General features: G+C 37.9%; 25 protein-coding genes. 2 read left to right on the top strand and 23 right to left on the bottom strand.

Going from position 1 to position 25,885, the window contains the following annotated elements:
* Nucleotides 1-4: 4 nt before the first annotated feature.
* Both QCQ61_RS03880 and QCQ61_RS03875 read right to left on the bottom strand, forming a co-directional pair.
* A complete protein-coding gene (locus QCQ61_RS03880) occupies nt 5-922 on the bottom strand; it encodes a PorP/SprF family type IX secretion system membrane protein (RefSeq protein ID WP_279449407.1) in 918 nt (305 codons plus the stop codon).
* A 37-nt stretch (nt 923-959) separates the two neighbouring features.
* On the bottom strand, nt 960-4,295 hold the full coding sequence (locus QCQ61_RS03875) for a T9SS type B sorting domain-containing protein (RefSeq protein WP_279449406.1): 3,336 nt from the start codon (nt 4,293-4,295) through the stop codon (nt 960-962).
* A gap of 319 nt (nt 4,296-4,614) precedes the next feature.
* Between QCQ61_RS03875 and hflX the strand changes: the two genes are divergently transcribed.
* Complete coding sequence (gene hflX / locus QCQ61_RS03870) at nt 4,615-5,826, top strand: GTPase HflX (protein WP_279449405.1); 1,212 nt, start codon at nt 4,615-4,617, stop codon at nt 5,824-5,826.
* A 77-nt stretch (nt 5,827-5,903) separates the two neighbouring features.
* On the opposite strand, the gene QCQ61_RS03865 is transcribed toward hflX, so the two are convergent.
* The 15 genes from QCQ61_RS03865 to QCQ61_RS03795 form a co-directional block, all read right to left on the bottom strand.
* On the bottom strand, nt 5,904-6,830 hold the full coding sequence (locus QCQ61_RS03865) for a DUF3078 domain-containing protein (RefSeq protein WP_279449404.1): 927 nt from the start codon (nt 6,828-6,830) through the stop codon (nt 5,904-5,906).
* A gap of 73 nt (nt 6,831-6,903) precedes the next feature.
* Nucleotides 6,904-7,407 carry a DUF2480 family protein gene (locus tag QCQ61_RS03860; RefSeq protein ID WP_279449403.1) on the bottom strand — a complete coding sequence of 168 codons (504 nt, stop codon included), beginning with the start codon at nt 7,405-7,407 and terminating at the stop codon, nt 6,904-6,906.
* A 31-nt stretch (nt 7,408-7,438) separates the two neighbouring features.
* Nucleotides 7,439-7,768 carry an SUF system Fe-S cluster assembly protein gene (locus tag QCQ61_RS03855; RefSeq protein WP_279449402.1) on the bottom strand — a complete coding sequence of 110 codons (330 nt, stop codon included), beginning with the start codon at nt 7,766-7,768 and terminating at the stop codon, nt 7,439-7,441.
* A 4-nt stretch (nt 7,769-7,772) separates the two neighbouring features.
* Nucleotides 7,773-8,198 carry a SufE family protein gene (locus QCQ61_RS03850; RefSeq protein ID WP_279449401.1) on the bottom strand — a complete coding sequence of 142 codons (426 nt, stop codon included), beginning with the start codon at nt 8,196-8,198 and terminating at the stop codon, nt 7,773-7,775.
* A gap of 9 nt (nt 8,199-8,207) precedes the next feature.
* Nucleotides 8,208-8,648: an META domain-containing protein gene (locus QCQ61_RS03845; protein WP_279449400.1), complete on the bottom strand. Its 441-nt coding sequence runs from the start codon at nt 8,646-8,648 to the stop codon at nt 8,208-8,210.
* Nucleotides 8,649-8,704: 56 nt separating this feature from the next.
* Nucleotides 8,705-9,922, bottom strand: a complete 1,218-nt coding sequence (locus QCQ61_RS03840; RefSeq protein WP_279449399.1) for an aminotransferase class V-fold PLP-dependent enzyme — start codon at nt 9,920-9,922, stop codon at nt 8,705-8,707.
* Nucleotides 9,923-10,012: 90 nt separating this feature from the next.
* Nucleotides 10,013-11,326 carry a Fe-S cluster assembly protein SufD gene (sufD, locus tag QCQ61_RS03835; RefSeq protein ID WP_279449398.1) on the bottom strand — a complete coding sequence of 438 codons (1,314 nt, stop codon included), beginning with the start codon at nt 11,324-11,326 and terminating at the stop codon, nt 10,013-10,015.
* A gap of 19 nt (nt 11,327-11,345) precedes the next feature.
* Nucleotides 11,346-12,095, bottom strand: a complete 750-nt coding sequence (gene sufC / locus QCQ61_RS03830; RefSeq protein ID WP_279449397.1) for a Fe-S cluster assembly ATPase SufC — start codon at nt 12,093-12,095, stop codon at nt 11,346-11,348.
* Between the two features lies 1 nt (nt 12,096).
* Nucleotides 12,097-12,516, bottom strand: coding sequence for a hypothetical protein (locus QCQ61_RS03825; protein WP_279449396.1), 420 nt, complete (start codon nt 12,514-12,516; stop codon nt 12,097-12,099).
* Nucleotides 12,517-12,595: 79 nt separating this feature from the next.
* Nucleotides 12,596-14,044: a Fe-S cluster assembly protein SufB gene (gene sufB / locus QCQ61_RS03820; RefSeq protein WP_279450226.1), complete on the bottom strand. Its 1,449-nt coding sequence runs from the start codon at nt 14,042-14,044 to the stop codon at nt 12,596-12,598.
* 14 nt (nt 14,045-14,058) lie between these two features.
* Nucleotides 14,059-14,388, bottom strand: coding sequence for a HesB/IscA family protein (locus QCQ61_RS03815; RefSeq protein WP_279449395.1), 330 nt, complete (start codon nt 14,386-14,388; stop codon nt 14,059-14,061).
* 153 nt (nt 14,389-14,541) lie between these two features.
* The gene (locus tag QCQ61_RS03810) at nt 14,542-15,642 is read right to left on the bottom strand and encodes a cytochrome-c peroxidase (protein WP_279449394.1); all 1,101 of its coding nucleotides are present in this window, start codon (nt 15,640-15,642) and stop codon (nt 14,542-14,544) included.
* A gap of 10 nt (nt 15,643-15,652) precedes the next feature.
* Entirely contained in the window at nt 15,653-16,489 is an 837-nt protein-coding gene (locus QCQ61_RS03805) for an MbnP family protein (protein ID WP_279449393.1), read from the bottom strand.
* A gap of 29 nt (nt 16,490-16,518) precedes the next feature.
* Complete coding sequence (locus QCQ61_RS03800; RefSeq protein ID WP_279449392.1) at nt 16,519-17,877, bottom strand: hypothetical protein; 1,359 nt, start codon at nt 17,875-17,877, stop codon at nt 16,519-16,521.
* 19 nt (nt 17,878-17,896) lie between these two features.
* Complete coding sequence (locus tag QCQ61_RS03795) at nt 17,897-19,306, bottom strand: choice-of-anchor B family protein (protein ID WP_279449391.1); 1,410 nt, start codon at nt 19,304-19,306, stop codon at nt 17,897-17,899.
* Between the two features lie 202 nt (nt 19,307-19,508).
* Here QCQ61_RS03795 and thiL point away from each other — a divergent pair, with 202 nt between their 5' ends.
* The gene (thiL, locus tag QCQ61_RS03790) at nt 19,509-20,564 is read left to right on the top strand and encodes a thiamine-phosphate kinase (protein WP_279449390.1); all 1,056 of its coding nucleotides are present in this window, start codon (nt 19,509-19,511) and stop codon (nt 20,562-20,564) included.
* Nucleotides 20,565-20,636: 72 nt separating this feature from the next.
* Here thiL and QCQ61_RS15570 read toward each other — a convergent pair whose 3' ends face one another.
* The 6 genes from QCQ61_RS15570 to QCQ61_RS03765 all read right to left on the bottom strand — a co-directional run bounded on the left by QCQ61_RS15570 (nt 20,637) and on the right by QCQ61_RS03765 (nt 25,809).
* A complete protein-coding gene (locus QCQ61_RS15570; RefSeq protein WP_489470565.1) occupies nt 20,637-20,870 on the bottom strand; it encodes a DUF1660 family phage protein in 234 nt (77 codons plus the stop codon).
* 73 nt (nt 20,871-20,943) lie between these two features.
* A complete protein-coding gene (locus QCQ61_RS03785; protein ID WP_279449389.1) occupies nt 20,944-21,714 on the bottom strand; it encodes an alpha/beta fold hydrolase in 771 nt (256 codons plus the stop codon).
* A gap of 62 nt (nt 21,715-21,776) precedes the next feature.
* A complete protein-coding gene (locus QCQ61_RS03780) occupies nt 21,777-23,069 on the bottom strand; it encodes an aminopeptidase P N-terminal domain-containing protein (RefSeq protein ID WP_279449388.1) in 1,293 nt (430 codons plus the stop codon).
* 192 nt (nt 23,070-23,261) lie between these two features.
* Nucleotides 23,262-24,266 (bottom strand): tetratricopeptide repeat protein, encoded by a 1,005-nt coding sequence (locus QCQ61_RS03775; RefSeq protein ID WP_279449387.1) that lies wholly within the window; start codon nt 24,264-24,266, stop codon nt 23,262-23,264.
* A 67-nt stretch (nt 24,267-24,333) separates the two neighbouring features.
* Nucleotides 24,334-25,155 (bottom strand): hypothetical protein, encoded by an 822-nt coding sequence (locus QCQ61_RS03770; RefSeq protein ID WP_279449386.1) that lies wholly within the window; start codon nt 25,153-25,155, stop codon nt 24,334-24,336.
* A 72-nt stretch (nt 25,156-25,227) separates the two neighbouring features.
* Nucleotides 25,228-25,809: an alpha-ketoglutarate-dependent dioxygenase AlkB gene (locus tag QCQ61_RS03765; protein WP_279449385.1), complete on the bottom strand. Its 582-nt coding sequence runs from the start codon at nt 25,807-25,809 to the stop codon at nt 25,228-25,230.
* Nucleotides 25,810-25,885: the final 76 nt, after the last annotated feature.

Here is a 25,885-nt window from a genome sequence, read left to right as displayed (position 1 = left end):
GTTATTAGAAGAATCTTGGGGAACGTAAAACACGTGGCTTAAAGTACAGATCGAAGGTTAGCACCACTTCGTGCGATGCTGGACCAACGGTTTTAAGGTCTGAAGTTACGTGGTCATAAGCATATCCAATGCGTATATTGGGATTAATTTGAAACCCAACCAAGCCACTGAATGAATCGTCCAATCTGTACGATGCTCCAAGTTCAAACTTATCATAAAATAGTGCGTTTAAGTTTCCGTCGTAAGAAACTGGTGCATCAAAAGCAGATTTAACCATCACTGAAGGTTTCAACTTAAAGTTTTCTGAAACCTGAAAAACGTATCCCGCAGTTGCAAAATAGTGGTTAGTTTCTGAACCGTATTTAATTCCGTTTTCGTCTAAGTGAACAGATTTCAGCATATTTGGAACAGATAAACCTACATAAAAATTATCGCCATAGAGGAATGCTCCGGCTCCAATATTGGGATAGGTGTTTTTAATGTCTTGGCTAAAAAATGGATCATTCGGGTCTTGCAGCTCTAAAGTTGAAAGACCAACTTCGTGAAATGATGCACCCGCTTTTAATCCCAAAGCCAGTTTTACCGTACTTGCTACTTGCAGGGTGTACGAGAAATCTGCGTAAACATTTGTTTCGCTCACGGGGCCTAATTCGTCTTTAATGGCAGAAAGCCCCAGACCTATTTTGTCGCTAATTGGCTTATGCGCCGAAAATGTAAAGGTAACGGGGTTATCGTCCATCCCGGACCATTGGTTTCGGTATAATGCTGTGAGGGAAAGGCTTTCCTTTGACCCAGCATAAGCAGGGTTTACAACGTTCATATTGTACATGTATTGGGTGTATTGAGGGTCTTGCTGCGCTTGTGTTTCTTGAAAGAGCATCACCGCCATCAATACAATAAGGATATATATATGTTTTTTCATTTTTATCTATTTGATAGTTAAAAAGTATTTATGGGTTTTAGTTAGCTTCTTGGTTAAGATAAATCCAGCCCGTTGCTTGCGGACCGTAAACAGCATCGTTACCAGCAAGATCAATTACGTAAAAATATGTTCCGGAAGGTAAGTCGTTCCCGTCTTGGGTTTGGCCGCTCCATTGGTTTATGTAATTGTTCTGTTCAAAAACAAGAGCGCCCAATCTATTAAAGATTTGCAGTTTACTGATACCTGTTCTATCATTTAAGAAAGTTAAATCTAAGGTGTCGTTATAACCGTCGCCATTTGGAGATAACCCTTCAGAAATAACGCATTGGCCTACATCATATAAAGTGATGTCTATTGAATCTTCGCCAGAACATCCTCCAACTGTAATTACAACGGAATAGGTTTGAGTTCCCATCGTTCCCGCTTCAATACTAAAATTTAAAGTATTGTTTGTTTCATTAGCTAATAAGGTACCGTTTAAATACCATTGAAAGGTTGCATCTTCTTCCGAAGTAGTTGCCGTTAACGTTTCTGGTTGATTGGGGCACGTTTGGAAATTTGCACCAAGCGCAACCTCCAAATCGTCCCGAATACTTACAACTATTGAATCTTCGCCACTACAGCTCCCTACCGTTACTACGACAGTGTATTCTCCTGCTTGCGATATGAATAAGGTTTGGTTATTTTCTCCAGCAAGTAAGATTCCGTCTAAATACCACTCGTAAGTTGCATTTTGTGGGTCGCCATCTACTTGGGCAGTAAGAATAGTATCCGATTCAAAACAGGTTGAGAAATCATCACCTAAGTTTACCATAACTGGATCTGAAATAATAATATCAATACTATCAGATACCACGCAAGGACCCACAGTTATCTCTAACGTGTAGGTTCCGCTTTCGCTAACGGTAATAGTGGGTGTTGTTTCGCCAGTACTCCAGAGATACGTAATTCCTGAAGTATTTCCTGTAATTACTGGAACTATTTCAAAAGAAGAACCGTTACATAAAACTTGGTCTGAACCTAAATCAAGCACTGGAGGTTCGTTCACTATTACGTTTATTACAAACGTTTGTTCACTACACGGAGGATAGCTAACAGTAACATTGTATGTGCCAGCATCTGTTGGCGTATAAGTAGCATCTGTAGATACTGTGTTTCCATTTTCATCAGTCCATTCATAAGTCACTAAAGTTAGATCAATACCAGGATCTGAAGGAGTGGCATCTAGAACTGGAAAATCGTCTCCAACACAAAGTTGCACTTCTGATGGCAGATTTCCTGACAGATCAAAAATGGGATTTACAATTAGTTGGAATGAAACCGTGCTAAAACATGTAGGTTCGTTGGCTTTTTCAACTCTAACATATATAGTTTCTGGGTTAGAAACATTGGTATAAGCAGATGGGTTTGTAATTGCATTTTGGTTCGCTTCAGATTCAAACTGTGATAGATGAAATGAAGTATTAAAAAGTGCAGGGTCTTGGCCATTTAAAATAATGCTTATTTGATCTTCCAAATTAAATACTTCCGTTTCATCGCCATTTTCATCACACGCACTCAAGTCTGGCGGGGTAACTATTTCCGGTTGTAGGTTTTGAAGACTCAGCGTAATATCGTCAATAGCTAAATCATTTCCGCAGCCACCAATAGAGTTATTAATAAGTACGAGCTGCACATCTGTATTGTTACCCGTATTAAATACAATGGCAAATTCTTGCCAGTTAGGCTCAGGACCATTTGGAATATCACCTGTATTTGTTTCGGCTATTAGATTGCCTGAAGGGTCTTCTATTCTAAAAATAACGTTTGAAGGAATTCCAGAGCCACTACAAATACCAGTATCTGTATCGTAAACAGTTGTAATCCATGCGTTAAACGTGTATTCAATGTTTTGGTTTAAAGTTATGGTTCTTCTGTAAAACTCATCGGGATCAAATGAAGCATTTACAAAAAGCATTCTTCCATCTACATCACCTTCAGTATGATCTTCCATATCTGGAAACCATCCTGTATTTAATCCTGCAGAAGTATTTGAAATCGTGTACTCGCCATCATCTACTTGAGTAGTTCCGTTGAAGGTATAATTAGTATAAGGTGTAGAGACTCTACCAGTGCCTGTACCAAAATTTTCTTCAAAGTCTACACCTTCACAAATAGGTTCTATAGTACAGTTAGGACTGGAAAGAAAAAGAATGTTTACACTATCTGTTACTACGCAGGAGCCTTTGGTTATTTCGAGGGTGTAAGTCCCGGAAGTCGTTACCGTAATAGTTGGTGTGGTCTCGCCTCCAGGGCTCCATAAATATGTAGCTCCTGTGGTGTCTCCTGTTATTTCTGGAATTATTTCGTAAGAAGGTGTATCGCAGAAGCTTAAATCTGGGCCCAACTCTAAAGTAATGTTTCCGGAGGCAGTGGTAACTACTACCTCATCAGTTTCAGTAATAATATCGCCATTACAATTTGTGTAAACAGCTTGTGCGGTATAGGTAGTTGTAGGATCTGTTGGGCACACATTTATTGTACGGTCTGTACCAATAACGGTTCCACTTGAATCTAACCAAGAAAACACCACATTTGATGCTCCATTTGGCGTAAATCGCCATGCTTCATCTGTTGCTAACCAGTCGCCGGTGTTTCTTCCCGGCGGGGTATATCCTTGGGTTCCGTTTTGGTTTTGGATTCCCACTACTGCATTTCCGTCATTCCAGGAACAACCATCTGGTCTATCCTGAATATAAACTTCTACCACATTTGTAGTTTCATATATTACAACTTGAGATGTAAGTTCAAGACCTGTACAAGCAGATCCGAAGTAAGGAATGCCAGGAAAATTAACCACCATTGTTCTACAAGGTGCATCGCCAAATACAGCCCAATTTATTTGGCCTGAGCCACCAACAGATGGGTCTACATCCATATACGGCCCAAAAATGGCTGTAAAAAATAAGTTAGGATCCGGTATAGATTCGTCAAAAGACCAACTGCAATAACTGCCGGGTGAATTGCTCGCCAAATCGAATGAAATTACGGCGTTAGAGCCAATTACCATTTGAGTATATGTTTGTCCAAAAAAACAAAAATCAAAGGGTAGTTGGATGGCTGGAGACCAAACATCGTCTGTATTTACAGAAACCGGTGTTCCGCCTGTAAATGGGAATGGAGGGTCATACGGTATTGAAGTCACTTGGTAACTAGTGGTCTCTCCAGTGTCTAAATAACTTGCCGTAAGATCTGTACATGGTTCGCCGCAGTCTAGCTCAACATCTTCTCCCGCATAAACATTAGGGCAACCAGGACCTTGCGCAAATGCTGAGACAGAAATAAATAAAAATGAAAAGAGTAGAAAGGAGTGTGGTTTAAAGCTGTTTTTCAATAAATGCTTACAACTTTTTGAATAGAGGAGTAATTTTTTATTCATAAGTTTAGATGAGTAATTAATATGGTTTTATCCGTTAACTTTTTTTTAACAGCGAAATATAATAAAATTCAAAATTAAAATCCTTGAAAAATGAAATTTACTTAGCTTTCCAACACACTTTTTCTCAATGCTATGCTAATTCACCTTAATTTCCGTGATTTACACATCTTTTCTTTTAAAGTTATGCTACGGATTAGCAAAATGATGTTAATTGCTTGTAAACTACAAATTACTCTTGCTATCTGTTTTGTACATTTGTGTCATAATTATTTTTATGATAGAGCAAGTAGATATTTCATATGAAAAAACAGTTTTAATTGGTCTGATTACAAAATTTCAGGACGAAGTAAAATCTGAAGAATACCTCGACGAACTAGAATTTCTGGCTTATACCGCGGGTGGTGAAGTTTTAAAACGCTTCACCCAAAAAATAGATGTACCCAATCCAAAAACCTTTATAGGTACCGGAAAATTAGAGGAGGTGAAAAATTTTGTAGATGAAAACGATATAAGTGTCGCTATTTTTGACGACGAGCTTTCACCAGCCCAGCAAAAGAATATTGAAAAAATTCTTCAATGTAAAATTATTGATCGTACAAATTTAATTCTCGATATATTCGCCCAACGCGCGCAAACGAGCTATGCCCGCACCCAAGTAGAACTTGCTCAATACCAGTATTTATTACCGCGGCTAGCTGGTATGTGGACTCACTTAGAACGCCAACGCGGTGGTATTGGAATGCGCGGCCCCGGTGAAACAGAAATTGAAACAGACAGACGTATTGTTCGCGATAGAATAGCCTTATTAAAGGAAAAATTGAAAAAAATTGATCGCCAAATGGACGTACAGCGCGGCAATCGTGGTTCGCTGGTTCGAGTGGCATTGGTAGGCTATACAAATGTGGGAAAGTCCACATTAATGAACGTCCTTAGCAAAAGTGATGTTTTTGCCGAAAATAAACTTTTTGCAACGCTAGATACTACAGTGCGAAAAGTGGTAATTGGCAATCTGCCATTTTTGCTTACAGATACGGTTGGTTTTATCAGAAAATTACCTACCCAATTAGTAGAGTCGTTTAAAAGCACGTTGGACGAAGTGCGCGAAGCAGATTTGCTATTGCACATAGTTGATATTAGTCATCCTTCTTTTGAACATCATATAGATTCTGTAGATAAAATTTTAGAAGAAATTGAAAGCGCAGATAAACCCACAATCATGGTTTTCAATAAAATTGATGTTTACAATCCCGAAGAAATTGAAGAAGACGATCTAATAACCGAAAAGACCAAAGCGCATTACACTTTAGAAGAATGGAAACAAACCTGGATGGCCAAACTAAATGGGGACGCTATCTTTATTTCGGCATTGAACAAAGAAAATTTCAGCCAATTTCGAAAATTGGTTTATGAAAAGGTGAAAGAAATTCATACCACGCGCTTTCCGTATAATAATTTTCTTTACAACGAATACTCAGAGGAAGAATAATAGCTTTTAAAGGGACGTAAAAAAAAGCTCCCAATTTTAAATAAGGGAGCTTTTTATTTTTGTATAATGTTTAACTTCTAAAATCCGTAAGACAATCCAACGCCCAAAGTTTCACGTATTTGGAAACCTTGTACCGCATTATCGTCATAAATGGCTTGCAAAGTTACATTAGTCGAAATATATTTATTCACCTTCATTACAAGATTAAATGTATAATCTACATCTACATTTTGAGGATCTTCAAGATAATTTGAATAGAGGTTTAAAATATTTTCTGCGGAAATATTAGCCATAATATTAAATTTGGCGTACGCCGAAACAGAAGCTCCAAACTCGAAGCGGCTGCTTTCATTAGCATCTACACCAAAATATTTATTTGCATTGTAAGCATCCAAAGCGCCAGGAACCGATTCATCCACGGTTGTAAAATCTTTATCAACAAGGATGAATTTAACTGTTGCAGGAGATATGTTTACGAACAGATTGTCACTTTTTTTCCAAAGCATACCAGGGCCAAACTGAATATAGGCGGGTGATAAAATGTGTGTGGTTTCGGTGCGGTACCCTTCGTCTTCTGGACTAAGATCGCTGTTAAATTCATACCCTTTTGCGAATTGCGTTTTAAAGTTAAAAAACAATGAATAATACCAATTGCTTTCTTTAACCTGTTGCCCTAAAATAGAGTTCAACTCCAAGCGATCGTTGGTTTTTCGAGAGTATTTGTCGTCTTTGTTTTTAGTGATTCCGTATTCGCCAATTAATCGGTTGTTCCACGAAAGTTTGTCGTGCTTATAATTGAAATCGTACGTTAATGAAAGGTTTCCAGAATAATTAGAAGTTCCGCCACCAGTCCATTCCGCATTAAAAGCTGCTTGATTAAATAATAGCGAAATGTTCCCCGCACGTGTCCAGCCATTTGGCACTGTATCTTTCGGAGCTTCTTGTTGGGCAAGCAATGCCAATGGTGCAGCAAAAAGAACTGCCAGAAGTAAAAATTTTTTCATCTTAATTTATGATATATTGTTTCTGCAAAAATACTAAGCTTTTATAGGAGTTGGCACAAATACGAAAATTAATCTATCTTCTTTTATAAAGTGGTACCGAAGAACAGGCCTCGCCGTACATAATGCTTTTTGCCACAGGCTGAAGTTTTTGGGCCAAAAGTACATACGCATTCTGCGGAATGGGTTTGTGGGCGCAACCTTTAATAATTACGGGTTTGTCTGTGTATTCTGAAACATCTAAATTTTGAAGCAGTTCCGCAAAAAGAATGCTTTCCAATTCTTCCAAGCTTCCAACAGTAACTTTAGCAGCAAAAGGAGCTAAATGAAGTGATAAAAGTAAATACGCCCATCCGGGAACTATGGCATCTGTACTGCAATATAGCGCTACGTATTTGTCCTGATATTGCGACCAATCGTAATTATTAGCCCTATCCCTGAAATCACTTTCTCGAAGTACGATACCTTCCAACAACCATTGTGAAATATCAAAAGCAATTCGTTCACCTTTTGGATATACGTCTTCAAGGTTAAAGGTTGCCAATTTGCTATTCGCTACGCGATTTACTATTTCGTTCACAGTTAAAATACTTTTAATTTAGAAAGCGTGTTTACAGCATTCCTAGTTCTAGTTTTGCTTCATCGCTCATTAATTCCTGCGTCCATGGTGGGTCGAAGGTTATTTCTACTTCGGCGTCTGTAATATTTTTCATCGACTTTACTTTTTCTTCCACTTCCATCGGTAAGCTTTCTGCTACGGGGCAATTTGGAGTGGTAAGAGTCATCAAAATTTTTACTTCGCGATCTTCATTAATAAAAACATCATAAATAAGTCCCAATTCATAAATATCTACCGGTATTTCTGGATCGTAAATAGTTTTAATTACGGCTATTATTTTTTCGCCTAATTCGGCCATGTCTATTTCTGTATCTGCTTCCATCTGTTTAATTATTTACTTGTGTTTGGTATGCCAGGGCATACATTTTCATTTGTTTTATCATTGAAACCAAGCCGTTTGCTCGCGTGGGCGAAAGATGTTCTTTCAGCCCAATTTCGTCTATAAAATCGGTATTGGCATCGAGAATAGCTTGTGGATTTTGGTTTGAAAATACGCGCACTAAAACCGCAATTATTCCCTTTGTTATTATGGCATCGCTATCTGCTGTAAATATTACATTGCCGTCTTTTATTTCGGAATTGAGCCAGACTTTACTCTGGCAACCTTTAATAAGCTTTTCGTCGGTTTTTAAATCCTCATCAATTAGCGGAAGCGATTTACCCAAATCTATCATATATTCGTATCGCTGCATCCAATCGTCGAACATTGAAAACTCGTCTATTAACTCTTCCTGTATTTCTTCAATCGTCATAATTCACTTTTAATTATTTGCGTCTTTCTTCGCGCTCAGGAGTACACTTCTGTCCGTTTTAGAAAATAATGTGAGCACGCCGTTTTCTATGGTAAAAGAGCCTGTATTGTTAAGCGCATCTAAAAAATCTCGTTCGGTTTTCATTATTTCTTTTTCCGCACAAAATTTTTCGCTTACCGCAAGATTTCCAAAATCAATTGTATAAAGGTCAATGGTGTATGTGCCAAAAACCGAATTGCAACCCGTGGTTCCTCGGAACGAGTTGTCTAACGCAGACATTGTAAACGTCGGGTTTGTGCTAACGTTTAGCTTTTTACCTTGAATTGCGGTAACCGTATAACTGCCCGTAAGTTGAACGCTTCCGGCTACATCAATTACTTTTTTAGTTTCATCGCAACTTATAAAAAATATTGAAAAGATTAAAATCGAAAATGTGGCAATTGTTTTCATAGTTTTTATTTTAAAAATTGAACATCAAAGTTCAAGTTTTAGCATTAAGCTTTGGGCTAACTTAACATCATTTTAGCTTTTTTTACCGCTTTTACTAACGCATCTACTTCATCTAAAGTATTGTAAAATGCAAAGGAAGCGCGTACCGTGCCCGGAATTTTATAATAATCCATTATGGGCTGTGCACAATGATGACCAGTGCGGACGGCAATACCGAGTTTATCAACGATTGTTCCAATATCATAGGGATGGATTCCCTCGATATTGAAAGATACAACCGAAGTTTTATCGGGTCCGGTGCCGTAAATTTTTAATCCTTCAATTTTTAAAAGTTCTTCGGTTGCGTACAACAACAGCTCGGTTTCGTGTTTTTCGATAGCGTTAAAACCTATCTGGTTAAGATAGTCTATAGCTGCGCCAAAGGCTATTCCACCGCAAATATTGGGTGTTCCAGCTTCAAATTTATGAGGCAAGCCAGCATAGGTGGTTTTTTCAAAAGTAACTTCCGCAATCATTTCGCCACCACCTTGGTATGGCGGTAGTTTGTTGCCCCATTCCTCTTTTATATACAATATACCTACGCCGGTTGGTCCGCACATTTTATGGGCCGATGTAACGTAGAAATCTACATTGAGTTTTTGAAGATCGGGTTTAATATGCGAACAAGATTGTGCGCCGTCAACAAGTACAGCAGCTCCCACTTGGTGTGCTTTTTCAATAATTTTTTCAATCGGGTTTATAGTTCCCAATGCATTTGAAATATGATTTACAAATACAAGCTTCGTTTTATTGGTAAGCAATTTTTCATATTCTGAAAAAATTAAAACGCCATCCTCATTCATCGGGATTACCTTTAAAATGGTGCCTGTTTTTTCACAAAGCATTTGCCAAGGCACAATATTGCTGTGATGCTCCAATGCCGAAACGATAATTTCGTCACCCTTTTTTAATATTTCAGAAAAGCCGCTTGCAACTAAGTTTATTCCGTGGGTTGTTCCTGCGGTAAAAATGATTTCGTGGGCTTCTTTTGCTTTAAAATGCGCTTGTAATTTATGGCGAGCTGCTTCGTAAGCATCTGTAGCTTCTTGCGATAGTGTGTGTACGCCACGGTGAATGTTTGCATTGTAATTGCTGTAATAATCTACAATACAATCTATAACTTGTTGTGGTTTTTGCGAAGTTGCAGCATTGTCCAAATACACTAACGGATAACCGTTTACCTTTCGGGAAAGGATGGGAAAATCGTCACGTATTTTTTGGATGTTAAAAGACATTTTGAGTTTTTTTGAATTTGAAATTCGGGATGAAGTTTACCACGAATACACGAATTAATTATATTTTCATTCGTGTATTCGCAGTGGATTTTAAAGCTCAAACCCCAAACTCACTCCAATTTTATTGGCGATAAGCTTGTTGATTCGCGATTTCAATTCTGGAATTTTTACACTTTCCAAAACGGTGTTTGCGAAAGCGTACATCAATAGGGCGCGCGATTCCTTTATGCCAATTCCTCTGCTTCTAAGGTAAAATAAGGCTTCTTCATCAAACTGGCCAATGGTACATCCGTGCGAACATTTTACATCGTCGGCAAAAATTTCCAATTGTGGTTTTGCGTTTATCGTGGCCTTATCATCAATTAAAATATTGTTGTTCTGTTGAAAAGCGTCGGTTTTTTGTGCATCTTTTTCAACAATTATCTTTCCGTTAAAAACACCGGTAGACGATTCGGCAAACAACCCTTTATAATCTTGGTGACTTTCGCAATTAGGCGCTATATGGTGTACCAATGTGTTGTGATCTACGTGTTGCTTTCCTTCAAGAATAGTAACTCCTTTTAACGTGGAATCGCAATTTTCGCCTTTTTGATAAAAGTTGAGGTTGTTGCGAACTAAATTTCCACCAAAAGCAAAAGTGTGCACGCGGCAAACGGTATCGCGTTGTTGCGAAATGTAAGTGTTGTCAATTAACGAAGCAGAAGCTTCGTCATTTTGGATTTTATAAAAATCTACATATGCGCGTTTCTCGGCAAAAATTTCGGTAACCGAATTGGTTAAAACCGCATTATTAGAAAGACTCTGATGGCGCTCAATAATCTGAACGTGGGCATTTTCGCCAACCACAATTAAGTTTCGGGGCTGAAGAAACATTGCAGCTTCATTTCCCGTTGAGAAATTGATAATTTCAATCGGTTTTTCAACCTCTTTATGTGCTGGGATATGAATATAAGCACCTTCTTTGGTGAATGCTGTATTTAACGCCGTTAAGCTTTCGCTTTTTGCGGCTTTATTAAAATACGCCTCAATTACGGCTTTGTATTTACTTTTGTTTAAAGCAGCAGACATTAAACAAACATCCAGTGTATCGTGGGTAGTTTCAGATAAAAATGAACTGTAAACACCATCTACAAAAACAAGTTTGTAGGTATCTATTTCGTGAAGAAAATACTTGCGTACATTTTTAAGCTCCACATTGCGTTCCTTGGTTGAATATACGCTGTAGTCTGGTTTTAACAACGAATTGAGGGAAGTGTATTTCCAGTCTTCATCTTTTTTTGAAGGAAATCCTTTTTCCTCAAAAATTTTAATGGCGTTATTTCGAACATCGTGCAGGGGTGAGTCAAACTCAAGGTAATCTTCGAGCCCGATGTAAGATGATAATAATTTGTCTTTAAAACTCATATTTTTTAATTCAGAATCTTTAAACTAATTCTTCTTTAATCCAGTCGTATCCTTTTTCTTCTAGCTCGTAAGCAAGTTCTTTGGTGCCGGATTTTACTATTTTTCCATCCATGATTACGTGTACGAAATCTGGAATTATATAATCTAACAAACGTTGGTAGTGAGTAATTACTATAACGGCGTTATCTTCACTTTTTAGGGTGTTAACGCCTTTGGCAACTACTTTTAATGCGTCAATATCCAATCCAGAATCGGTTTCGTCAAGAATTGCGAGTTTTGGATCTAGCATTGCCATTTGGAAAATCTCGTTGCGTTTTTTTTCACCTCCAGAAAAACCTTCGTTTAAGGATCGGGAAAGAAACTTGCGGTCAATTTCTAGCAAATCTGCTTTTTCCTTTATCATCTTTAACATTTCAGAAGCTGGCATATCTTTTTGTCCTTTAGATTTGCGCGTTTCGTTAATAGCTGTTTTGATGAAATTTGTTACCGAAACACCTGGAATCTCAACAGGGTATTGAAACGAGAGGAAGATACCTTTGTGCGCTCTTTCCTCTGGATCTAATTCTGAAATATCCTGATTTTCAAAAGTTATGTAGCCTCTTGTAACATCAAATTCTTCTTTGCCTGCAACAACAGATGCCAAGGTACTTTTTCCCGAGCCATTTGGGCCCATTATGGCGTGTACTTCGCCTGCTTTTACTTCTAAGTTAATACCTTGTAGTATATCTTTTCCTTCAAGTCCGGCGTGTAAATCTTTTATTTTTAACATGTTAATTGTTCTTTGCTGATTCTTCAAATTTTATATCTGCTTCCGAAGGTTTATCACTCACCCTCAAAATTTCATTAATTGTTATTACCTCTTCCCACTCACTGTCGGTATCGGTATTTTTAGATACGGTGCCCCTAACTATTACGTTTACCATATCAAAATCGTTTTGTTTAACGGCGGCAACTTGTTTAGAAAGTTGGTCTGAAATTTCGTTGCGTTTTACACCGTAAATAAAATTGGTTCCCATTAAAACTACGGCACCGTTAGAATCTATATAATCTCCATTGTAGGCTTTAAAATTGTCTGGGTTTGTCGCTGCGTTTTCGGTGGCTATTTCTTCTGTAGCCTCGTTTTTTTCTTCTGAATTTTTACAAGAAAAAACCGCTGCCGAAAGCATTAGCATCAAAAAGATTTTTTTCATAATAAAACGATAATTTAAGTTATTAAATAGTGAGAATGTTTCCCTAGTTTATTTGGAATTATAGCCCATAAACTCAAGGTTATCCTACCGATCCTTCTAGGCTTATTTCCAATAATTTTTGTGCTTCTACGGCAAATTCCATAGGGAGCTTATTTAATACTTCTTTACTAAAACCGTTTACAATTAGTGCAATTGCTTTTTCGGTATCAATTCCACGTTGGTTACAATAGAAAATTTGGTCTTCTCCAATTTTACTGGTTGTTGCTTCGTGTTCTATTTGGGCGGTTTTGTTTTTTGCTTCAATGTAGGGGAAAGTATGTGCGCCACAACTGTTGCCCATTAATAGGGAATCGCACTGCGAAAAATTACGCGCATTGTCGGCATTGGGTAAAATTTTAACCAATCCACGATAACTGTTCTGCGATTTTCCGGCCGAAATACCTTTTGAAATTATGGTACTTCGAGTGTTTTTCCCGAGGTGAATCATTTTGGTACCCGTATCGGCTTGCTGAAAATCGTTTGTAACTGCAATGGAGTAAAACTCACCGATAGAATTGTCGCCTTTTAATACACAACTTGGGTATTTCCAGGTTACGGCACTTCCTGTTTCTACTTGTGTCCAGGAAATTTTAGCATTCTTTTCGCATAAACCTCTTTTGGTTACGAAGTTGTAAACACCGCCTTTACCATTTTTATCGCCCGGAAACCAGTTTTGTACTGTAGAGTATTTTATTTCGGCATCGTCTAATGCTATTAACTCAACTACCGCCGCGTGCAATTGGTTTTCGTCGCGACTTGGTGCGGTACAACCTTCCAGATAACTCACGTAACTTCCTTCATCTGCAATAACTAGGGTTCGCTCAAATTGGCCAGTTCCTGCTTGGTTTATTCTGAAATATGTAGAAAGTTCCATTGGGCAACGAACACCTTTTGGAATATAGCAAAAAGATCCATCGCTAAACACCGCGCTATTTAATGCTGCATAAAAATTATCGCGCTGCGGAACTACCGTTCCCAAATATTTTTTGACTAATTCGGGATGTTCTTTTATTGCTTCAGAAATAGGACAGAAAATAATTCCTTTTTCAGCCAATGTTTTTTGAAATGTAGTTGCTACCGAAACAGAGTCCATAACAATATCTACAGCAACTCCGGCAAGTTTTTTCTGCTCATCTAACGAAATTCCGAGTCTTTTAAAAGTGTCTAGAAGTTCGGGGTCTACCTCGTCGATACTGTTGTATTTGGGTTTTTTATTTGGAGCGGAATAATACGAAATAGCTTGAAAATCTGGCTTTTCGTAATGTACGTTTGCCCAATCGGGTTCTATCATTTTTTCCCAGGCACGAAAAGCCTCCAAACGCCACTCGGTCATCCACTCGGGCTCTTCTTTCTTTTTTGAAATAGCGCGTACTACATCTTCGTTCAATCCCACGGGGAAGGTATCAGACTCAATATCGGTATAGAAACCATATTCGTATTCTTTGGTTTCCAGTTCTTTTTTTAAATCGTCTTCGGTATATTTATTCATCTTCATAAAATGTTTTAGAGTGAAAAAGATTCACCACAGCCACAGGTGCGATTGGCATTGGGGTTGTTAAACACGAATCCTTTTCCGTTAAGGCCTCCGCTGTACTCAAGCGTGGTTCCTACTAAATATAAAAAGCTTTTTTTGTCTATGGCTATTTTTACTTGATCTTCTTCAAAAAGTTTATCGTTTTCGCCTATGGTATGATCAAATTTTAATTCGTAGCTCAAGCCAGAACAGCCACCGCTTTTAACGCCAACGCGCACAAAATCGTTTGCAATATTGAAGCCTTCTTCAGCCATCAATTGTGCAATTTTTGCTTTGGCACCTTCACTTATTTTAACCATATATAGATTAATTCTAAATTAGAGGGCAAATATACATCAAATGGAACTTTTAACCATACGGAAGCGGGAATTTAAAACTATGGCACAATAGTTTTAAACAATTATTAACACATTGGTTTTTATCGTGTTTTTGAAACCTAAAATTAGTTCGATTTAATTGGGGTCCTGAAAATTTGGATTGGTGAGAAAGGAAGGGTCGGAAAGCGAGAGCAGGAATGCTTTTAGGTCTGCTTTGTCGGCTTCAGATAAGTGAACGCCGCCACGCGATACGGCTTTCATAAGAGGGTCTATGGTTCGGGAGTAAACCAAACCTTCGCTATAATGGTTAATAACTTCGTCTAAAGTTGCAAAGCGACCGTCGTGCATATAGGGTGCTGTATAGGCGAGATTACGAAGGGAGGGCGATTTAAAAAGGCCATCGTCGTTGGGGTCGCCAGTTACGTTGCCCAGTCCTTTGTCTGTAATTATAGCATCCAGCCCATTGTTATGAAATATATTGTCCGTCCATAAGGGGCTGTTTTCATTTCCGTGGCAGTGAAAGCAATCTCCACGCGCTTCGTCCATAAAAATATCAAAGCCGTTTAATTCTTGCTGCGTTAAACTGCCTTCGCCTAAAAGATATTTGTCAAATGGCGAATTGGCAGATATCAATGTTCTTTCAAACTGGGCAATGGCCTTGGCGGCCAATTCTTTGGTAATGGTTTTAGTTCCAAATGCTTTATTAAAAAGTTCTGGGTATTTACTGTGGTCTTGTAAACTACCAACGACATTTTCCCACGTATTGTGCATTTCTACCGGATTGGTTACAGGTTCCAGTGCTTGGGCTTCAATACTTAAGGCGCGTCCGTCCCAAAAAAAATGATTGTCTCTATTCCATGCCAGGTTAAAAATTGGCATCGAATTTCGCTCGCCTTCCAAACCGTCTATTCCCACACTAAAGCGCGTATTATCTGTAAAGGCATTGGCGGGTTTGTGACATGATGCACAAGCCTGGGTATTATTTCCTGAAAGGATGGGATCGAAAAATAATTTGCGCCCTAAGGCTATACCTTCTTCGGTTTGTGGATTGTCTGCTGGAATAAAAGGAGGTGGTAAAAGGCGTTCAAGAATGGTGGGAACAGTTAAAGGCTTTGGCGTGGGGGTGTATTGTTCGGTAACTTCTTCCAGAGTTGAATCGTTCGAAGAACAGCCAACTACAATCAATACTGCTAAAGCACCGATTAAAAATTGAAATTGTTTTAATTTACAAACCATTCGTTATTTTTTATTGTGAAATATCACCAATACTAAATACGCTACCTCCGTTTTTCTGCATATCTTTTTGTGCACCATAATTCATCATTAAATTTGTGCTACGATCGTTTAAGTCCCACGTAACTGGGTTTTTAAACCATTCTGAAATATCCATTTTTATTTCAATGGTAGCATCGTCTGTAATTGTGAAGTTTTTGTCGAAATTAAAGGCGATGAAATTCTGTTCAAAAACTCCGTCACTCACGCGTGCAGTTCCGTTGTGAAAATTGAAAGGTTGTGAAATTCCTGCAACATCTTCAAATTTGCCATCCATCTGCATAAAATGGTAACCACCGCCTAAATTGGTTGGCCAATTCCAATCGGCATCGTTTAAATCGCGATATGCGCCACTAATATTATCGGCTTCATTAAAACCGTATATAAAGGTTATTCCGGTATATTCTCCAGTAATTATAGAATTGGCCGGTGAAAGTGTTAACGAACTTACATTTGAAAGATCTACTAAATTGTATTCGTCAAAATTAACGGTAGTGCCATCTGCTTTTTTTAGTACGATACGCGAAATTAAATACCGAAGTCTCGAGATTTTTATTAAGTTTCCCGCTTCGTTTAAAAATTCTGTGGTGTTTAAATCTGCTTCGGCAACTGGGTTTCCAGACCAATTTTGGGTAAAGAGAATGGTTGCATTTTTTTCATAAATACAGGAGCCGTCATCTGTATTTGCGGCAGAATTATAGTTAAGCGAATTGGCATCCATACAGCCAAGTACTTCGGCGGGAGGATCGTCATTGGTGCTGCAACCAATGGTTACAAGCATTATTAGCAATAAGATAGCGTTTATTTTCATATTTATAGAAAACGTGCTTTTAGGCACTATTATTTCAGTTTAATCATTAAAAAGTCTTTAGAACCTTTGTTTAAAGGTATGTCTAAATCATTGCTTTCGCTATTTCCGACAACCACAATTTTATTGTCTGTGGTTTCAATTGCTTCCGAAGCAAACTCGATGTTGGATCCGCCAATGCTGTTTTGAAATTTTAAATTTCCATCTTTATCAATAATAAATACCCATACGTCATTCAGGCCGTTGTTTTCCTGTAAATCGCCATCTGAACTTCGGCTGTGGCCACTTAAAATATAATCGCCGTTGTTGCGCAGCACAATACTGTGAGCGGTATCGAACAGGGAGCCGCCATATGATTTTTGCCATATTTTATTACCATTGTCGTCAAATTTAACTAACCAGGCATCGGCATTGCCACGTGGGTTGGTAACATCTTGATCGCTACTGCGGGAATCGCCTACCATGATATAGTTACCATCGTCGGTTTTAACGGAAGCGTAGGAGTTATCTATTTCATCTCCGCCAAAGGATTTGGTCCAAAGCAAGGTGCCATCTGCTGTTAAACGCACAGCCCAATAGTCGTAACTGCCTTTTGGATCTGTTTTGTCAAAATCGTCACTTTCTGAAGTTCCCGTCATTAAAAATCCGCCATCTGCCGTTTCTAAGGCATCGTAGCTACGATCGTTATTGCTGCCGCCAAAATAACGCCTCCAACTGGTAGATCCGTTTGCATTTAGCTTAATTCCCCAATATTCTCCAACGCCGTGTTTTGCACCTTTCTGGAAATCGTTTCCGGCGCCACCGCTTGCCGATACATCAAAATACCCAGTAATAAAATATCCTCCGTCTGAAGTTTGAAAAGCTTTAAAAGCTTGATCGCTACCGGAAAAGCCAAAAGTTTTTTCCCACATTATAGTACCGCTGGCGTTAATTTTAACAATCCAATAATCTTGGAACCCTGCGTTAAAATTTATATCGCCATCGCTACTGGAGGTATAACCGGTAAGTAAAAAGCCGCCATCATTTGTTTTTGTAATTCGTGCAGCATTTTCGTCATCACTACCACCGTAGGTTTTACTCCAAATAATAGTTCCTTCCTTAGAAACCTTTAAAAGCCAGAAATCGCTATCGTTGCCAGATCTGTCTGTAATATCGCCATCAGAACTTCGGGTGGTGCCTAGGATTAGATAACTGCCGTCTGCTGCTTCTACAACAGAGACAGCTTCGTCTATTCCGCTCCCCCCGTAAGTTTTTATAAGTTCTACTTCTACACTTATTTCAGGTTCTGGCTCGGTCTGGGGGCCATCATCTTTTCCGCAGGAAGAAACTAAAAGTGAAAAGGATAGCGAAAGAATTGCAACGTTTAATCTACTCAATTTACTATTTGGCATAAAGGGGAAACTCAATTTTTTAGTCTATCAACAATCGTTTTGTTGTGGTGGCATTTATTTTCATTATATACATTCCAGCTTGAAATTTTGAAATGTCGATACTTTCAGAAAGACTATTAGCAACGGTTAAGTGCATTACTTTCTGACCCAATACATTGTATATTTCAATTTTATGAATTGGATCTTCTTTGGATGAAACGGTAACACGCTCTGTTGCAGGATTTGGTGCGATGGCAAAAGCAGCGATGTTATTATCTGAAACGTTTAAAAGCGGATCTTTTACAATAAACAATCCTCTATTTATGTCGCTAATAACAATATTGCCACTGGCAAAATAAGGATATACGCTCCAAGCGCCGTCAAAACGGGCCGAATTACTCGTGGGATACGTGTCGAAAAACTTGGTTTCAACGAAATTTTCGTTATCCAAGTCACTAATATCAAACACTCTTAAACCAGCTCTGTAGCTAGACAGATAAAATTCATTTCCTTTTACATACCCGTTGTGATCTATTGCCTCGACAGCAGCTTCGTATTCAAAATGAACTACTGGATTATCTAAGTCGCTCACGTCAAAAATGATTGTTCTAGTGTTAAATCCGAAATTAGCTTCGTCTAATTCGTCTCCAATAATAAAGTAGCGTTTATCGTCAGTTAGCCATCCTTGGTGTGTATAGTCAATGCTTCCGTAGAACCCAACTGAAATTCCAACAGGATTGTTTTTATCTGTTACATCTACAATTGAAATTCTATCTTCGTTACTTCCGAATAAAATTTCGCGACCTGTGTAATCTGCATCAGGGCCGTCGTACATTACAACTTGTGCGTCATGGCAATAATTGTCGTCACTAAAACCGCCGGCTCCCATTGGGTTTAGTGGGTCTTGAATATTAACAAAATGGGGTCCTCCGCCAAATGTGCTTGTGCCCACTGCGTAAGCAAAACCAGTTTCTTCATTAATTACAATATTGTGAGCATTGCCAAAACCATTGTAATGAGCATCTTCAGTAAAAGTTTCTGGAGCGTTGGTAACGTTGCGTAGCCTTGTTAAGTCAAAAACCTGCATTCCGTGTCCGTTGGCTTCACTTACAATAAAAGCATGGTCGTTGTACACTTTAATATCTCTCCAAGTACTTGAGCTACTGTGGGTAGGTAATTTGCCTAAATATAATGGGTTAATGGGGTCTGTAATGTCAACAAAAGCGGTGCCATTGCCCAAGCCCATTATAGCATATTCTCGACCATCTTGCGGATCGGTCCAACCCCAAGAATCATTTCCTTTATCAGTGCTAAAGGTGGCGAGGCTAATACGCGACTGTAAGTCTAATCCGTTACACGGGTACTGGCCAGCCATACCATTAATACAAGGTGTTTGGGCTACTGCGATTATACTAAGAAATAGTGCAATAAAGGGTACTAATTTTTTCATCGGTTTGTTTTGTAAAATTAAAAGTGGGGCTAAATGTAAACATATTCTGAGTTTTCTTACAAACCTAAGAGGTTAAATATTAATGTAATGCTGCTTTTTTTTCTTCTGCTAGGTTATAATCAATGAAACAACCATTATTTACAATTAGCTTTTTTATTGCTATTGGTTACTGTATTTTTGCCATAAATTGCAAAAACATTATATGTTTGAGAATAAAGATAACTCCGCTACAAGTATTGAAAGTTTGGGTGAATTTGGCCTAATTGACCATCTAACAAAGAACTTTAAAATAAAGCAAAAGTCCACTGTAAAGGGAATTGGCGATGACGCAGCTGTTCTTGCTTGCGACTCAAAAAACGAAATAGTTGTTACTACCGATTTACTCCTTGAAGGAGTTCATTTTGACTTAAGCTATATGCCCCTAAAACATTTGGGATACAAGGCGGTAGTCGTTAATCTTTCTGATGTTTTCGCAATGAATGCGGAGCCTTCGCAAATAACAGTGAGTATTGCGGTATCTAACAGATTTCCGGTGGAAGCTTTGGAAGAGCTCTATGCCGGAATTGCTACTGCTGCTACTATGTACAATGTAGATGTAATTGGAGGAGACACTACCTCATCTACCAGAGGTTTGCTAATTAGCATAACAGCTTTGGGTACTGTGGCAAAAGGAGAGGCAATTTACAGAAGCGGTGCAAAAGAAAACGATTTGCTAGTAGTATCGGGCGACCTTGGTGCGGCATATATGGGATTGCAGATTTTGGAACGCGAAAAGGAAGTTTTTAAAGTGAACCCTAATTCGCAGCCAGATTTAGAGCCGTATTCCTACTTAATAGAACGGCAGCTAAAGCCGGAGGCACGAAAAGATATTCCTGGCTTATTGAGAGAATTGGGCGTAAAACCAACGGCAATGATTGATATTAGCGACGGTTTGTCTTCTGAAATATTACATATCTGTAAAAGCTCTAAAGTGGGATGTAATTTATATGAAGATAAAATCCCCCTAGATCCGCAAGTAATTTCTACCTGTGAAGAATTTAAACTAGATAGCACTACAATAGCCTTAAGTGGCGGAGAAGATTATGAATTGCTCTTTACTGTTAAAACAGAAGATTTTCCAAAAATAAAGGCCAACCCACACTTATCAATTATTGGACATATTACCGATGAAAATGAAGGCGTGCATTTAATTAGCCGCGCTGGTGCGAAAATACCGCTAATTGCACGTGGTTGGAATGCACTAAGTAGCGAAGAATAATTCTTTAGTGTAACTACAAGTTAGTTTATTTCCTATACGGAAAAATGAAGCATTCATAAAGGAGGTTGGTTTTTAATAATATAAAAGCTTTTTCTTCTTTCGAATATACTGCATTAATTTTTCGTTTAGTTTACGGCGTTGGAGGGTAAGTTTTTCAAATTTACCGGAGCGATTGTTAGAAACCTCTTTCCCGCAGCAAGCACATTGATATTCAAAAATGTGATTGGTAATTTTGCGAGTTACGATATAATCGTGGCCAAATGCAAAACAGATTAGGCTTGAGATAGGAGGTCGGCTTTGGGGCATGACTTTTTCCATCTTAAGGAAGATTTAGGGTTTATTTGATAAAGCTAGCCATTATTTAGCAATAATGCAATAGTTATAGCAATTGCTTTAAATATTTGGCAACAGAGTCTTTATTTTCTATTAAACTCATGTGTCCACCCGCTATAACTTTTACCGTTGCGTTACAGTTTTCTGCTAGTTCTTTTACTTCCAATACTGGTAAAATAGGGTCGTCTGCAGCAAGTAGTACGTGCTTTTCTTTTCCGAAATTTTTAAGTACCTCGGTTCTGTCCTTTCTATCGCGCATACCTTTTATTGCCGCTTTAATTCCTTCAACTGGAAAGGTGTATGCTTCGGCTTTTAATTGGTTGATTTCTGCACTATATTTTTCACGTGAAGTTTCAGCAATTAGGTTGCTGATGGCCATGCTAATGTAGGCTTTTGGGCTTTTATCAATAACTTTTAAAGCGCGATTTCTATTGTTTTTTCTCGCTTCGGAATCTGCTGCTGGGCTAGAGTTTAATAGAACTAATTTTTCAATGTTTTCCGAAAATAATTCGGCGTAAGCCAAAGCTATATATCCGCCCATAGAATGGCCGATAAATGTAGCCGTAGAAATATTTAAACGTAGCAGAAGTTGGGCTATAACCGTTGCCATTATTTCCATAGTAAAGCTTTGGGCTAGTACACCGCTATTTCCGTGACCGGGAAAATCTAGTGTAATAACTGTATTGTGCTCAGATAATTGGGAGATAAGCGGTTTCCACATGGTAGAACTTTCGAGAAAGCCGTGTAAAAGTACTACTGCCGGACCTTTTCCGAAAACTTCATAATGGATGCGAGTATTTTTAAAATTGAATGTCATAGCTTGAAAAAAACCCCAAGGGCAGAAAACACCTTTGGGGTTTAAAATCTATAAATTGGGTTCTACTTATTCATAATTTCCTCAATTTCTTCTGCTTCAATAGGAATATTTCGCATTAGATTAAAAGGCTCTCCATTTTTTTGTATAACCACATCATCTTCCAAACGCACGCCAAAGCTTTCTTCTGGAATATAGATTCCTGGTTCCACGGTAAAAACCATATTTTCGGTCATCTTTTCCCAAAGAACGCCGTAATCATGAGTGTCTAAACCTATGTGGTGGCTAGTGCCGTGCATAAAATATTTTTTATAGGCAGGCCAATTTGGATCTTCATTTTTAACGTCTGCCTTGTCTAAAAGTTTTAAATCCAACAGTTCTTTGGTCATTAATTTACCCACTTCTACGTGAAATTCTTTCCAATAAGCTCCTGGAACGAGCATTTTTGTAGCCTCATCTTTTACGCGTTTTACCGCGTCGTAAACTTGGCGTTGGCGTTTGCTAAATTTTCCGTTCACTGGAATTGTACGCGTCATATCGCTAGAATAGTTTGCGTATTCGGCACCTACATCTATTAAAATTAAATCGCCGTCTTTACACTGTTGGTTGTTTACCACATAATGTAGCACATTTGCGTTATTGCCGCTTCCTATAATTGGAGTATATGCGAAACCGCGCGAACGATTTCTTAAAAACTCGTGCATATATTCGGCTTCAATTTCGTATTCCCACACTCCTGGTTTTACGAAATTTAAAACTCTTCTATGTCCTTTTTCCGTAATATTGCAAGCTTGCTGCATAATTTCTATTTCAATAGGATCTTTTACAGAACGCAGTGCTTGTAAAATTGGGTTGCTTCGTTCCCAACTGTGAGCAGGAAATTTTGCTTTCGTAGCTTTTATAAAACGATCTTCGCGGGTTTCGGTTACAACACTTTGGCGATAATGTTCGTTAGTGTTAAAATAAATACGCTCGGCTTGGGTCATTACTTCAAAAAAGATTTTATCAAAATCTTTTAACCAGTGAATAGATTTTATACCGCTAACTTCTGTAGCTTTTTCCTTGGTTAACTTTTCACCTTCCCAAACGGCAATATGGTCGTTTGTTTCGCGTACAAATAGCATTTCGCGGTGCTCTTCATAAGGAGCATCGGGAAAGAGTACCAGAATAGTTTCTTCCTGATCGGCGCCTGTTAAATAAAAAATATCGCGCGCCTGCTGAAATGGCATGGTGCTGTCTGCACTAATTGGGTAAATATCGTTACTGTTAAAAACGGCTACACTTTTTGGTTTCATCTGCGCCATAAAGTTTTTGCGGTTTTTTACAAAGAGTTTACTGGAAATTTGATCGTACTTCATCTGTTGTGTTTTATTTTAATAAAAAGAATTTTTGGTTAAATTTAGCAAAGCAAGTATGCTAATTTTGTTTGCTCTTAACCTGTTGGAATGAACGAAGCGCAAAATTAATTATTTCAAAGTTATCCAAGGAAGGGAAAGGGTTAAATGTGTACTAATTGTATAATTGTAATTGTGTGGTCGTTGCAATACAAACTACATCTTTAACCACGCGGCAAAGGCTTTTAATTTTTCGCTATTTTCATTTAGCCACGCTTCGGCATTTTCGTTTCCGCTTTGCGAAATATACATGCAGTACGCTTCTAAATGGTTGCTTTTGGCAAGGTCGTAGAAGAAAGGAACATAAAAATTCCAATAGAGGCCTTTTTCTTTTTCCTTTTTCAATTCGCCCAAAACTTGAAAAAAGGAATTGGTATTTTCCACAAAAAGTTCTTCGGAAGTTTTATCTGCGTTTTCGGGTAACATATTTGAGGCGCCCATCAGGCCGAGCATTAGTGCAGCAGCGGAAAAGGGATCATCGCCATCACTCATGGATATATTTATAGTTATGGCTTCGTCTTTACCTTTAGTTACGTTTCCCGAAAAATTTAGTTGAAGCATTGTGTAAGCATCTAATGAGCGAGAAGAATTTGGTTCTAAAAAGAGGAAATAATAATTAGCCAGCAACGATTGTACAGTGTTGCCCTGCTCAGATTCAATATTTGCGAGCATCCAATGGCTGCTACCGTGGCTGGGATTGTTTTCTAAGGCCTTAATTACATTTTCTTTGGCTTCTTCCATCTGGTTCAGTTTGTAATGATTTAGCGCTAAGTTATAAGGCAAAAGGTAGTCATCCGGAAATTTTCGCATTGCTTTTTCAAAAAGTTTAATAGACTGTTTTACCTCGCCCATCATATCTAAAGCAGATCCTTTAATAAGGTAGGCGTTAACCAAATTATCTTCGTTTTTTTTAAGTACCATATCTGCACGGGCTATGGTGTTTTTATAATCGTTTTTTTTAAAATAGCTCAGTGCCATTTCATAATTTACTACCGTAGATTGTGGGTCTAATATTAATGCCTTTTCATAAGTTGCAAGTGCTTTGTCGTATTCGCCTTTGTCGTGGTAGGCTATGCCTTCCTCTATATATGTGTTTATATTATTTTGTGCAAAAAACGTGGTGAAACTTAAAGTGAGTAGGAGGAAAAATAGATATTTCATACGATGTAGTTATAAATTAAATGTAGGGTTTTTTAACTAGCTTTCAATTTAGCGGTAACGAGCAACTTTATTGTTGTTTCATATATTTTTTAGTTTTAAAAAAGGTTCCTGTATCATTAAATTCCACTTCATTTTTGGTTTCAATGAGCCACATATTTACTTTTAGGTTGTTTAATAATTCATATTCTAAGCGTACAAAACCATAAATTTCTGAAAAGAAGCTTTTTAATTTAGTAACTCCAAGATTTGATGTTGCGGTGCTTTCAACAATAAAACAAGGTACTTTGCCCATTTCTGTATCGAGGGTTTCGGTGCCAACTATCTTATAATTATAGGTTAGCAGGAGTTTTCCTTCCCAAGTACCCCACATTTTGTTTCCCCATCCTTCGCCAATCTGCATTTTATCGGTCCAAGTAGAATTTAATTTTAAAGGCGTTTTTACAAAGGGAAATGATGCTGTTTCCAAACAATTAAAAAAACCAGATCTAATAGGATGGATCCATACATTTTTTTCATTTTCTACTGCGCCAGTTGAGGTTATTGATGCAAAAGTAGGTTCCTGCAAATACGAAATTTGAGTTTGGTTTTCGTTACTTCTATTGTTGTTTTCTATGGGTTGAACTATTAAATGAATCTTAGTTACCCCAATACTGTCAGTGCTTATTGGCGTAAGTTCAAAATTACTGTTTGCGAACATTCCTTCATTCCGTTTAAGTTTTAGTTTTTCTCCATTTAAATTTATTTCGTAATCGTAAATAAATACACTTCCGGGTTTATAAATTTTGTTGTTCTCGTCTATATTTTCTGCTTCAATATAAACCGTGTCATATTGTTGCGAGATCCCAATCTGAAAGATTAAAAGGAAAAAAAGATTTAATTTAATGTTCATTAAACGAATTTTAAATGAATTGAATAACCCTATTGTTTATGTTGATTTAAGCCCATTGAACGATCTGTAGAGTCAATATCCGAACTTTCTAAAAGTTATACTTATTCTTGGGTTTTTATATGCCGGATCTACGGGTAAACTGTGTTGAAAGCTTTCTTGACAATCTGCTTTCATAATTAATAAACTGCCGTGATTTAGCACCATACTTGATTTTTCTAAAGTTTGGTTTTCTCTAAAACAAAATTGTCGTTCCTCGCCTAAACTAATTGCAGGGATTACCGTAGTATCGCCATAAGCTGTTTTATCTGAATGGTAATCTACTCCAGCATTTCCGTCGGGATAATAAATACAAACACAGGTTTTAAATTTTTCGCCCGTGAAATCTTCAACTTGACTTTTAAGGGCTAACATCTGCTCGGACCAAATTCTATTGTGGCCCCAGACCGTTTCGGGAAATTTATTTTGTTCTATGAGGTCTTTGTCGAGAAACATTATTTTGCCAAAATCAAATTTAAAATGTACGCCAGCGAAAGTTGTAATTTCCATCATGCGCGTAAGTTCTTCAATCTCCATTAAATGTTCAAACAACTCGTTGGCCTCTTTTTTAGGGATAAAATTTGCGTGATAGCTAATTACTTCTTCAATATTTTTCATCTAAAACAATCATTTGTTATTCGGACCGCGATATATTTGAACTTTTTCGTCCCAATTAAATTTTCTGTTCGCCTAA

This window comes from Aequorivita marisscotiae (assembly GCF_029814825.1).
Classification (GTDB): Bacteria; Bacteroidota; Bacteroidia; order Flavobacteriales; family Flavobacteriaceae; genus Aequorivita; species Aequorivita marisscotiae.
This window is presented reverse-complemented; position numbering and strand designations above follow the sequence as displayed.